Annotated in this window: 11 protein-coding genes; 7 read left to right on the top strand and 4 right to left on the bottom strand. The window is 57.4% G+C overall.

What is annotated here, in order from left to right:
- Positions 1 to 103 precede the first annotated feature (103 nt).
- Positions 104 to 1,798: a lactate permease LctP family transporter gene (locus ACXPVS_RS02395; protein ID WP_458508475.1), complete on the bottom strand. Its 1,695-nt coding sequence runs from the start codon at positions 1,796 to 1,798 to the stop codon at positions 104 to 106.
- 262 nt (positions 1,799 to 2,060) lie between these two features.
- Between ACXPVS_RS02395 and ACXPVS_RS02390 the strand changes: the two genes are divergently transcribed.
- Complete coding sequence (locus tag ACXPVS_RS02390) at positions 2,061 to 2,828, top strand: GntR family transcriptional regulator (protein ID WP_458508474.1); 768 nt, start codon at positions 2,061 to 2,063, stop codon at positions 2,826 to 2,828.
- Between the two features lie 68 nt (positions 2,829 to 2,896).
- Here ACXPVS_RS02390 and smpB read toward each other — a convergent pair whose 3' ends face one another.
- Positions 2,897 to 3,379: an SsrA-binding protein SmpB gene (smpB, locus tag ACXPVS_RS02385; RefSeq protein WP_458508473.1), complete on the bottom strand. Its 483-nt coding sequence runs from the start codon at positions 3,377 to 3,379 to the stop codon at positions 2,897 to 2,899.
- Between the two features lie 118 nt (positions 3,380 to 3,497).
- On the opposite strand from smpB, the gene ACXPVS_RS02380 reads away from it, so the two are divergent.
- Genes ACXPVS_RS02380 through ACXPVS_RS02370 form a run of 3 tightly spaced genes read left to right on the top strand, consistent with a single transcriptional unit; the run spans position 3,498 to position 5,650 of the window.
- Positions 3,498 to 4,901 carry a sodium-dependent transporter gene (locus tag ACXPVS_RS02380; RefSeq protein WP_458508472.1) on the top strand — a complete coding sequence of 468 codons (1,404 nt, stop codon included), beginning with the start codon at positions 3,498 to 3,500 and terminating at the stop codon, positions 4,899 to 4,901.
- A 7-nt stretch (positions 4,902 to 4,908) separates the two neighbouring features.
- Entirely contained in the window at positions 4,909 to 5,343 is a 435-nt protein-coding gene (locus ACXPVS_RS02375; RefSeq protein WP_458508471.1) for a type II toxin-antitoxin system RatA family toxin, read from the top strand.
- On the top strand, positions 5,336 to 5,650 hold the full coding sequence (locus tag ACXPVS_RS02370; protein WP_458508470.1) for an RnfH family protein: 315 nt from the start codon (positions 5,336 to 5,338) through the stop codon (positions 5,648 to 5,650). The genes ACXPVS_RS02375 and ACXPVS_RS02370 overlap by 8 nt, the downstream gene beginning before the upstream one ends.
- Positions 5,651 to 5,711: 61 nt before the next feature.
- Here ACXPVS_RS02370 and ACXPVS_RS02365 read toward each other — a convergent pair whose 3' ends face one another.
- Entirely contained in the window at positions 5,712 to 6,239 is a 528-nt protein-coding gene (locus ACXPVS_RS02365) for an outer membrane protein assembly factor BamE (protein WP_458508469.1), read from the bottom strand.
- A gap of 97 nt (positions 6,240 to 6,336) precedes the next feature.
- On the opposite strand from ACXPVS_RS02365, the gene fur reads away from it, so the two are divergent.
- Positions 6,337 to 6,741: a ferric iron uptake transcriptional regulator gene (fur, locus tag ACXPVS_RS02360; protein ID WP_458508468.1), complete on the top strand. Its 405-nt coding sequence runs from the start codon at positions 6,337 to 6,339 to the stop codon at positions 6,739 to 6,741.
- Positions 6,742 to 6,816: 75 nt separating this feature from the next.
- Here fur and recN read toward each other — a convergent pair whose 3' ends face one another.
- The gene (recN, locus tag ACXPVS_RS02355) at positions 6,817 to 8,490 is read right to left on the bottom strand and encodes a DNA repair protein RecN (protein ID WP_458508467.1); all 1,674 of its coding nucleotides are present in this window, start codon (positions 8,488 to 8,490) and stop codon (positions 6,817 to 6,819) included.
- 241 nt (positions 8,491 to 8,731) lie between these two features.
- Between recN and grpE the strand changes: the two genes are divergently transcribed.
- Positions 8,732 to 9,298 (top strand): nucleotide exchange factor GrpE, encoded by a 567-nt coding sequence (gene grpE / locus ACXPVS_RS02350; RefSeq protein ID WP_458508466.1) that lies wholly within the window; start codon positions 8,732 to 8,734, stop codon positions 9,296 to 9,298.
- A gap of 102 nt (positions 9,299 to 9,400) precedes the next feature.
- Positions 9,401 to 11,317, top strand: a complete 1,917-nt coding sequence (gene dnaK / locus ACXPVS_RS02345; RefSeq protein WP_458508465.1) for a molecular chaperone DnaK — start codon at positions 9,401 to 9,403, stop codon at positions 11,315 to 11,317.
- Positions 11,318 to 11,587 lie beyond the last annotated feature (270 nt).

The raw sequence follows: 11,587 nt of genomic DNA, 5'->3' as shown, positions 1-11,587 counted from the left end.
AATATAGAGAGGCAAGCTTTCAGCAGCCTTACAGACCGGGTTGTGAATAGCTGACGCCGGAATCGTGGCCCGGCGTCGGTCTTTGCTTTTTATCGTGTAGTACTTAGTGCACCAGCATGCCGGTCAACCAGTAGGCCTGGATGTAGGTGATCAAGCCCACGATCGTTGCAAAGAACAGGCTGTGTTTGAGGGTGAAGCGGAACAGATCCGATTCCTTGCCGACCAGACCGGTCGCGGCGCAGGCCACGGCGATCGATTGTGGCGAGATCATCTTGCCGGTCACGCCGCCGCTGGTGTTCGCCGCGACCAGCAACACGTCACTGACGCCGATCTGGTGCGCAGTGGTCGCTTGCAGCGAACTGAACAGTGCGTTGGACGAGGTATCGGAACCGGTCAGGAACACACCCAGCCAGCCAAGGAACGGCGAGAAGAACGGGAATGCTGCGCCGGTGCCTGCCAGAACCAGCGCCATGGTCGAAGACATGCCCGAGTAGTTAGTGACGAAGGCAAAGGCGAGCACCATGCCGATGGACAGAATCGGCCAGCGTAGCTCGTAGAGGGTCTCTTTTAAAGTGGTCAGACCAGTTCTGATGTTGATTTTCAGTACCAGCATCGAGATTAGCGCAGAGAAGAAAATCGCTGTACCGGTCGCGGAAATCGGGTCGAGTTTGAACACCGCCGAAATAGCGGTCGGGGCGGCCACGATCGGTGCGACTTTGATCACCATTTGGTCCAGGTGCGGGATGGCGAAGTTGAACACCCAGCTGTACATCGACCCGCCAGCGGCAAACATCGCCTTGAAGGGTTTCAGGGTCCAGATGGTCACCAGTACGGTGAGGATCAGGAACGGTGACCAGGCTTTGAGAATTTCACCGAAGCTGTACGGCGAAGCCACGGTGCTGCGCGGCAGGCCGAAACCGCCGGCGCTGGCGCTCACCACGCAAGCTGAGGCTGCACCGGCGATCTGTTGGCCTGCGGCGCGCTTTGGCTGCCAGACTTTCAGGAACAGCGTCAGGGATATCAGGCTGGCCAAGGCCGAGGTGATGTCCGGCAGTTCCGGGCCGATGAAGTTCGACGTGAAGTATTGGGTGACGGCAAAGCTCAATCCGGCTACCAGGGCTGCCGGCCAGGTTTCGCGAACGCCGCGCAGGCCATCCATCATGAATACCAGCCAGAACGGCACGAACAGCGACAGCAGCGGCAGTTGGCGGCCCGTCATGGCGCCGATTTTGAACGCGTCGATACCGGTGACTTGCCCGGCAACGATGATCGGAATCCCCAGGGCACCGAACGCAACCGGCGCGGTGTTGGCGATCAGGCACAGGCCCGCGGCGTACAACGGGTTGAAGCCCAGTCCTACCAACAGTGCGGCGGTAATCGCGACCGGCGCACCAAAACCGGCGGCACCTTCCAGGAAGGCGCCGAAGCAGAAGCCGATCAGCAGCACTTGCAGGCGCTGGTCGTCGGTGATCGACAGCACCGAGCTGCGGATCACTTCGAACTGGCCGCTCTTGACCGTCAGTTTGTAGAGAAATACCGCCGCCACGATGATCCAGGCAATCGGCCACAGACCGTAGGCGAAACCATAACCGGCGGCGGCGAAGGCCATGTCGACGGGCATCTGGAAGGCGAAGATCGCCACGGCAATGGACAAGGCCAGCGTGATGCTGCCGGCCACGTGTCCTTTGAGTCGGAACACGGCTAATGCCAGGAAGAAAAACACGATGGGAATAACGGCCGCGAGCGCAGATACGCCGAGACTGCCGAGCGGAGAATAGAGCTGTTGCCAGGTTTGCATATGGGGTGGCCCCTAATTGTTGTTGGTCAGGCACTGGTCAGTGATCTTGGGTAATTGGTAATACCAATTTACAATCGCTGTTGGCTAGGGTAAAAGCCTTGTAGGCGGCGTGTCAATTTGCCGCCCTAAAACTTTTGTCGAATGCGCGGTGCAGAAGTCATCTGGTTCGCTCGACAAAATGCCGTCTGACAGGTGCTGACACAGCCCTGATGGGCCAGAATAGAGACCCCGGCGAGCCGTCGGGGTCGTGGAGAAATGAGTTATGGGGTTTGATCAGATTCGTCAGCGCCGTTTGTCTGACGATATTGTCGAGCAACTCGAGGGGATGATTCTCGAGGGCACGCTGAAGGCGGGTGAGCGCTTACCGGCCGAACGTGCGTTGGCTGAGCAGTTCGGCGTCTCACGCCCGTCGTTGCGCGAAGCGATTCAGAAGCTGGCGGCCAAAGGCTTGCTGGTCAGTCGCCAGGGTGGTGGCAACTATGTGGTGGAGTCGCTGGGGTCAACCTTCAGCGATCCGCTGCTGCATCTGCTGGAAAGCAACCCTGAAGTACAGCGCGATCTGCTGGAGTTTCGTCACACCCTGGAAGCTTCCTGTGCCTATTACGCCGCCATGCGTGCTACGGACGTTGATCGCGAGCGATTGACCGCGGCCTTCAACGAATTGCAGGACTGCTATACGCGTCATGACGAAGTGAGCCGTGCCGCAGAGGGGGCGGCGGATGCGAAATTCCATCTGGCGATTGCCGAGGCCAGTCACAACGCGGTGTTGCTGCACACCATTCGTGGGTTGTTCGATCTGCTCAAACGCAACGTGGTGACGAATATCGGCGGGATGTACAAGCAGCGTACGGAAACCCGCGACATGCTTATCACCCAGCACCGGGAGTTGTACCTGGCGATTATTGAAGGACGGGCCGAGCAGGCGCGGGAAATCTCCAGCCGACACATTTTGTATGTGCAGGAAGTCCTGGAAGAAGTACGTCAGGAAGTGCAGCGCATGGCTCGGGCGCAGCGGCGCAAGGGAATGTAGTCAGTAGGGTTGATCATACCCACGCTCTGCATGGGTATGATCAGGTAAGGCTAGCTCAAGGCAAAGAGTTAATCTTCCTTGCCCTTGTTGCGCACCGCGCGCTGCAACTCGCGACCGGCGTCGCGTTCGCGTTCGGTATCACGCTTGTCGTATTCCTTCTTGCCCTTGCCCAGAGCGATCTCGCACTTGACCATGTGCTTGCTCCAGTACCAGGACAGGCACACGCAGGCGTAACCTTTTTGCTGCACGGCCGTGGCCAGCTTTTCCAGTTCGCGCCGGTTGAGCAGCAATTTTCGGGTGCGGGTCGGATCAGCGATGACGTGGGTGCTGGCGGTCATTAGCGGCGTAATGTGGCTGCCGAGCAACCAGGCTTCGTCATCCTTGAGCAGCACGTAACTGTCAACCAGTTGCAGCTTGCTTGCCCGCAGACTTTTTACTTCCCAGCCGGCCAGGACCAGACCAGCCTCGAACTTGTGCTCGATGAAGTAATCGTGTCGCGCCTTTTTGTTTTGCGCGATGGTCCCTGTTGGGTGTTTCTTCTGTTTAGCCATAGGGGCGGCATTATAGGGAGTTGCACGCGAGTCGGCTACGGTATCGCTACGTGCTTGAGCAGGTTGATTGAATCCCGGACAATGCGGCCTCTTTTTTGAACGCTTGGGCGTGATAACGATGTCGACAGACAAGGTTTCTGTCCACGGCAGTTGGGCTAGCCGCTGGGTCTTCATACTCGCCGCGACCGGTTCGGCCGTGGGGCTGGGTAGTATCTGGAAATTCCCTTACATGGTTGGCCTCTACGGCGGCGGCGCCTTTGTGCTGATGTTCCTGGTCTGCATCGCGCTGATCGGGGTGCCGGTCATGCTGGCCGAAACCCTGATCGGCCGCCGTGCACGGCAGAGCCCGGCCAACGCCCTGAAGGTATTGGCGCTGGAAGCCGGGCATTCGGGTAAATGGTCCTGGGGCGCATTTGCCGGGATGATCACGGCGTTGTTGATTCTGTCTTTCTATAGTGTGGTCGGCGGCTGGTCGCTGGATTACATCATCGACATGGGCCGTGGCGACTTCCAGGGGGTGACGGCTGACCAGGTCGGCGCCTACTTTGGCAATGTGATCGCCGATCCATGGCGCCTGACACTTTGGCACACGATTTTCATGCTGCTGTCGGCGGTGGTGATTGCCAAAGGGGTGGTCGCCGGCCTGGAACGCAGCCTGCGGATCATGATGCCGCTGCTGTTCGTGATGGTGATTGTTCTGCTGGGCTACAGCATGACCACCGGCCATTTCATGGAGGGCGTGCATTTTATGTTCGACTTCCATCCGGAAAAAGTACTCGACGGTTTGTTGCCTGCCATGGGGCACGCGTTTTTCTCTCTGAGCGTGGGTGTCGGCTCGATCATGATTTACGGCGCCTATTTGCCGAAGAATTCATCGATTTCCGGCACCGTCGTCGGCGTGGCGCTGCTCGATACCTTCGTTGCTCTGGTAGCGGGTCTGGCATTGTTTCCGATCGTGTTCGCCGCGGGGCTAAATCCGAGCGAAGGCCCCGGCCTGATGTTCGTAAGCCTGCCATTTGCCTTTGGAAACGTAGCGTTTGGCCAGTTGATGGGCGTAGTGTTCTTCGTGCTCGTAGCGATTGCAGCCTGGAGTTCGGCGATATCCTTGCTTGAGCCGATGGTGGCTTACCTGGTTGAGCGCACGAAAGTCAGCCGCGGCTGGGTCACGTTTTGCCTGGCCTTTATCTGCTGGTTTGTCGGTCTGGGCACGGTGTTTTCCTTCAATATCTGGAAGGAAGCCAAATTTTTCGTGAACGAAGGCGGGATGTTTCACCTCTATCAATGGGGTGCGGCCGGTGGCCTGGACTTCTTTGGTGTGATCGATTTCTTCACCTCACGGATCATGTTGCCACTCGGTGGTTTGTGTTTCGTGGTGTTTGCAGGCTGGGTGATGGGGCGTGAAGCGGTACGCGACGAGTTGTCGATCCGCCGCCCCGTATTGTTCGCCCTGTCCCTGTTCTTGATGCGCTATGTGGCGCCCATCGGCATTCTCGTAGTGTTTGCCGCCCAGCTGTGGAAGTGACGCTGACATGACGACACACCTTCAACGTTCGGCCCTGCTGCCGTATCCGGCACAAGCGCTGTATGACTTGGTCAACGACGTGGCGCGTTACCCGGAATTTCTGCCGTGGTGCTCATCGGCCGAAGTCCTGGAGAGTTCTCCTGAGCATATGCGAGCTAGCGTCGGCGTGGCCAAGGGCGGTCTCAGCCAGCATTTCGTAACGCGCAACACGCTGGTGCCTGGGCATTCGATCGAGATGAACCTCGAGGAAGGCCCGTTCAATCAATTGCATGGTGTCTGGGTGTTCAAGCCGTTGGGCGAGAAAGCCTGCAAGATCAGCCTGGACCTGTCGTTCGATTACGCCGGGCCGATTGTCCGTGCGACCCTGGGGCCGTTGTTCAATCAGGCGGCCAATACGCTGGTGGATGCCTTCTGCCAGCGTGCCAAGCAGATGCATGGTTGAGGCCGTGATCGACGTAGAGGTGGTGTACGCCGCCATTGATCGGCAGGTGCTTCTGTCGGTGACGGTTCCAGCAGGAACAACCGTGCGGGCAGCTTTGCTGAAGTCAGGCATCGACGAGGTGTTTTCGGCGCTGGACCTGGCCAGTTGTCCGGTGGGGATCTTCGGTAAATTGATCGCTGATCCGGACAAGCATCCTGCCCAGGCTGGAGATCGCATCGAGATATACCGGCCATTGCTGGCTGATCCGAAAGAAGTTCGCCGGTTGCGCGCAGCCAAGGCTGCTGAGGCTAAAACCCGGAATCAGTGATTCGCTCAAATGCTGGGCAATAAAAAACCCGGTCATGCCGGGTTTTTTATTGCGTCGCAAATTATTGCGGCGAGGTATCCAGAGGTTCTGGAGTCGGGACTGGAACGGTTTCTACACCGTCGACATCCTTCTGGATTTGATCGAGCAAAGAACCTGGCTTGACCGGTTTTTCGGGTTTCGGCTTCTCGGCGTTTTCTGATGGCGCAGCAACTGTAGTGTCGCTGTCCTTTCCGAGAATGGCTTCGTCGCGGCTCACCCCTGGCATGAAATCACCAGAGAGGCTGACAAGCTGGTCATTTGGGTTGAAGATAACGCTAATGCGTTCCTGTTGGCGTTCACCGCCACCCGGTTGCAGGCTGTACAGATAATCCCAGCGATCGGCATGGAACGTGTCGGTCAACAGAGGGTTGCCCATGATAAACCGTACTTGCTTGCGGGTCATTCCCGGGCGTAACTGGTCTATCATGTTCTGCGTGACGACATTGCCCTGCTGGATGTCGATTTTGTAAACCCCGGGGAATGAACAACCGGCGAGTGCGAGCAGTCCCACAAAGGTGAAACTGGTTAGCAAGAGCTTGGTGTTTTGCATCGGTGGGCGACTTCCACTATCTTGGCTGGGACAACGTAAACGCCGATCATACCCGCATTAAGAGAAGCTGCGAAGCAGCATCGCGAGAAAGCTGACCATGGTTGAAAATAGCGAACTACGCAAGGCCGGCCTCAAAGTGACCCTTCCACGGGTCAAAATTCTGCAAATGCTCGATTCCGCCGAGCAACGCCACATGAGTGCCGAGGATGTCTACAAGGCGCTGATGGAGGCTGGTGAGGACGTCGGTCTGGCCACGGTTTACCGTGTCCTGACCCAGTTCGAGGCAGCTGGCCTTGTGGTGCGGCACAACTTTGACGGGGGCCATGCGGTCTTCGAACTGGACGACGGCAAGCATCACGACCATATGGTCAACGTCGAAACCAGTGAAGTGATCGAATTCTTCGACGAAGAAATCGAGCGATTGCAGAAGGCAGTCGTCGACAAGTATGGCTTCGAGATGGTTGATCACAACCTTGTACTGTACGTACGCAAGAAAAAGTAAGCATGTCGCGCGAACTTAAGGTTCGCGAAACGAGCGAAGGCGACCTCAGGGTCGCCTTCGTGCTTTCTGCCGGTTTTAAATTTTCGCGGTGACGACCATTTTCCTGGCATGAGCCAGAGATTCCTTTGTAAGGTCGATGCCTCCCAGCATCCGCGCCACTTCTTCGACGCGATCGTTCTTGCTCAGCTTGGAAACGGCTGTGTGAGTGGCGTCTTCGCCGCGCACTTTGTGTACGAATAGATGTTGATGTCCCTGCGCGGCTACTTGCGGCAAGTGAGTTACCGTCAATACCTGCCCGCGCTCCCCAAGTCGACGCAACAATTGGCCCACGATTTCGGCGGTCGGACCACCGATGCCCACGTCCACTTCGTCGAACACCAGGGTCGGTACGCGGGAGGTCTGCGCGGTGATCACTTGAATCGCCAGGCTGATCCGTGACAATTCGCCGCCGGATGCCACTTTTGCCAGCGCTTTCAGCGGTTGGCCCGGGTTAGCGCTCACCAGCAGCTCTACCTGCTCAAGGCCATTGGGTAGCAGTTCATCGCTACTGTTGGGGCGCAACTCGATCGTGAAGCGCCCACCAGGCATGCCCAGTCGCTGGATTTCATGCTCCACGGCGCTGGCCAGGCTGTTCGAGGCCCGATGGCGCAAATCGCTGAGCTCGCGAGCCTTTTCCTGATAATGACGGGCGTAGGAGGCCAGTTCATCGCTCAGACGCTCGATGGATTCGTCGTTGGCATTCAGGGTTTCGATTTCATCCAGCAAGCGCTGCTGCATCTCGGCCACTTCAGTCGGCTGGATGCGGTGTTTGCGCGCCATGGTATAGATCGCATCAAGGCGTTCTTCCAGATATTGAAGGCGCGCTGGATCGGCATCGAAGTTATCAAGGAAGCGGTTCAGTTCGCCCACGGCTTCTTCGACCTGGATCTGTGCACTGGTCAGCAGGCTGCTGGCTTCACCCAGGGCCCCGATCGAATTGTTGACGCTCGAAAGGCGATTGAGGCTGGCGGTGAGGGCGTTCAGCACATTCCCGGAATCACTTTCGCTGCATTGCTCGACCACTTGTCGGCAAATGCCTAGCAGGGTTTCGGCGTTGGTCAGGTTCTTGTGTTCCTGTTCCAGCTGCTCTAGCTCATTTTCGCCGAGGCCGAGGTTCTCCAGCTCTTCGAGTTGATAGCTGAGCAATTGATGGCGAGCGCGCTGCTCATCGCCGGAATTGGAAAGGCGTTCCAGCTCCTGGCGGGTCTGTCGCCAGCGTTGGGCGGCCAGGTGTACCTGGCGGGCAAGGTCCGTTGCACCCGCGTACTCGTCGAGCAAGCGGCGGTGCGTGTCGGTCTTGAGCAGGGATTGATGTTCATGCTGGCTGTGGATATCGATCAGCAGTTCACCCAGGGCTTTGAGGTCGCCGAGGGGGCAGGGCGTGCCGTTGATATAGCCGCGCGAGCGCCCTTCGGCAGTGATGACTCTGCGCAGAATGCACGGGCCGTCGCTGTCCAGGTCACGCTCGGCCAGCCAAGCACTGGCTTCTGGAATATCGACCAGGTCGAAGGTTGCCAGGATGTCGGCCTTGTCGGCGCCCGGACGAACCACGCCGCTGTCGGCGCGATCGCCCAGGGTCAGGCCGAGGGCGTCGAGCATGATCGATTTTCCGGCGCCGGTTTCCCCGGTGATCACGCTCATCCCGCGATCGAGTTCGAGATCGAGATGTTCAACGATGGCGTAGTTATGTACGGACAGGTGCACCAGCATAAAGGCCGCTCCCAGGCTTTAGGTCTGGTTATTTATACAGTGTTTTGTTTCTGGCTGACAATGGCCTCCCTTAGCTCGATTTGCTTGATCCGACGAAATCCTTAGTGCGCCAGAGAATGACAATGCAGCTGTTTTTTGTAGGGTTAATAAATAAGCGCCCCTTGAAGCTGAATTTTGCGGCCCCATATAGCTGGGCAGAAGCGCGAGTTGAGCTCGCGGACGATATTGAAAGGAGAAATCTATGGCTGACGAACAGACAGTGGATACGCAAAACCTAGACGCCGATCAGGCTGCCCAGGACTCGGGTGATGCACTGGCGGCTCGTGTTCAAGTGCTCGAAGAGCAACTGGCTGGCGCTCAAGATCAGGCCTTGCGTGTAGCGGCTGATCTGCAGAACGTCCGCCGTCGCGCCGAGCAGGACATAGAAAAGGCTCACAAGTTCGCACTGGAGAAATTCGCCGGTGACTTGTTGCCGATCATCGACAGTCTGGAGCGTGGTCTGGAGTTGTCCAGCCCGGACGACGAAAGCATTCGTCCAATGCGCGAAGGGATCGAACTGACCCTGAAAATGTTCCAGGACACCCTGAAACGTTATCAGCTGGAAGCGATCGATCCGCATGGCGAACCGTTCAACGCCGTTCAGCATCAGGCAATGGCCATGCAGGAAAGCGCCGACGTCGAGCCGAATAGCGTGCTCAAGGTGTTCCAGAAGGGCTATCAGCTCAACGGTCGTCTGCTGCGCCCGGCCATGGTCGTGGTCAGCAAGGCTCCGGCACCGGTTTCGCCTTCGATTGACGAGCAGGCTTGAAATTAGCCGCAAGGCCCCCATTTAGAAGTCAAGCGTTTAAGTGCTACCGCAGTTAGCCACCACTGCTGCGGCAACCAAATCCAAAGTTTCGGGAGAGTGAACATGGGCAAAATTATCGGTATCGACCTGGGGACTACCAACTCCTGCGTCTCCGTGCTTGAAAACGGCGTAGCCAAAGTTATTGAAAACGCTGAAGGCACGCGTACCACGCCGTCGATCATCGCTTACGCCAACGATGGTGAAATCCTCGTTGGCCAATCGGCCAAGCGTCAGGCTGTGACCAATCCGCACAACACCCTGTATGCGGTGAAGCGTCTGATCGGTCGTAAGTTCGACGAAGAAGTCGTACAGAAAGACATCAAGATGGTCCCGTACAAAATCGCCAAGGCTGATAACGGTGATGCTTGGGTTGAAGTGAACGGCCAGAAAATGTCGCCGCCACAAATCTCGGCTGAAATTCTGAAGAAAATGAAGAAGACCGCCGAAGACTACCTCGGCGAGCCAGTGACCGAAGCGGTGATCACCGTTCCGGCCTACTTCAACGACAGCCAGCGTCAAGCCACCAAAGACGCCGGCCGCATTGCGGGCCTGGACGTAAAACGTATCATCAACGAACCAACCGCAGCCGCTCTGGCTTACGGTATGGACAAGGCGAAGGGCGATCACACCGTGATCGTTTACGACTTGGGCGGCGGTACTTTCGACGTTTCCGTGATCGAAATCGCTGAAGTCGATGGCGAGCACCAGTTCGAAGTGTTGGCCACCAACGGTGACACGTTCCTGGGCGGTGAAGACTTTGACATTCGACTGATCGATTACCTTGTCGACGAATTCAAGAAAGAAAGCGGCATGAACCTTAAAGGTGACCCGCTGGCCATGCAGCGCCTGAAAGAAGCCGCTGAAAAAGCCAAGATCGAACTGTCTTCGAGCAATTCGACTGACGTGAACCTGCCGTACATCACTGCAGACGCCACCGGTCCTAAGCACTTGAACGTGAAAATCTCCCGCGCCAAGCTCGAAGCGCTGGTAGAAGACCTGGTTCAACGCACCATCGAACCTTGCCGCATCGCCCTGAAAGACTCTGGCATCGACATTGGCGCCATCAACGACGTGATCCTGGTCGGCGGTCAGACCCGTATGCCGCTGGTCCAGAAGCTGGTGACCGAGTTCTTCGGTAAAGAAGCGCGTAAAGATGTGAACCCGGACGAAGCGGTTGCCATGGGTGCTGCTATCCAGGGCGCAGTATTGGCCGGTGACGTGAAAGACGTTCTGCTGCTGGACGTTAGCCCGCTGACTCTGGGTATCGAAACCATGGGCGGCGTGATGACCGCGCTGATCGAGAAAAACACCACGATTCCTACCAAGAAATCGCAAGTGTTCTCGACTGCCGACGACAACCAGGGCGCTGTGACCATTCACGTGCTGCAAGGTGAGCGTAAGCAAGCGGCTCAGAACAAGTCTTTGGGCAAGTTCGACCTGGCCGAGATTCCACCAGCGCCACGTGGCGTGCCACAAATTGAAGTGACCTTCGACATCGACGCCAACGGCATTCTGCACGTAGGCGCCAAAGACAAGGCTACCGGCAAGACTCAGTCGATCGTGATCAAGGCCAACTCCGGTCTGTCCGAGGAAGAGATTCAGCAGATGATTCGCGATGCTGAAGCCAACGTCGACGCAGATCGCCAGTTCGAAGAGTTGGCAAGCGCTCGCAACCAGGGCGATGCGCTGGTTCACTCGACTCGCAAAATGGTCGCGGATGCTGGCGATAAAGTGACCGCTGAAGAGAAAACTGCAATCGAAGCGGCTGTTGTTGCGCTGGAAGCCGCTGTCAAAGGCGACGACAAGGCAGCGATCGAAGCCAAGGTTGAAGAGTTGTCGAAAGTCTCCGCTCCTGTAGCGCAGAAGATGTACGCCGAGCAGGCTCAGCCCGCTGAAGGTGCTGCACCGCAAGGCGAATCGGCTGAGAAGGCTGACGACGTCGTCGACGCTGAGTTCGAAGAAGTCAAAGACCACAAGTAAGTTGTTGGTCGCCCGGTTGACTGCCTTCAGGCGGTGACTGGTAGGATGTCGCCGCGCGGGAGCTTGCTCCCGCGTTGGCGTGTCTGGAGTTAGCGAATTTTTACAGCATGCGACAACGCTCGGGTGCTGATGGTATGGCCGGGAATGCTCCTGCTTCTCGAGCTGAAAGTACCGCATGGAATCAAAGACCAGGATCGTTGAATTGACGTGAGTTGGGTCCGGGCCTGTATTGGGGCTCAACGAGTTTGGCAAGGCTCAGGAGGGGTTTGC

It is taken from the genome of Pseudomonas sp. Ma2-10, from assembly GCF_054330215.1.
The sequence above is the reverse complement of the archived record's forward strand: the minus strand, read 5'-3'. Positions and strand labels throughout refer to the sequence as shown.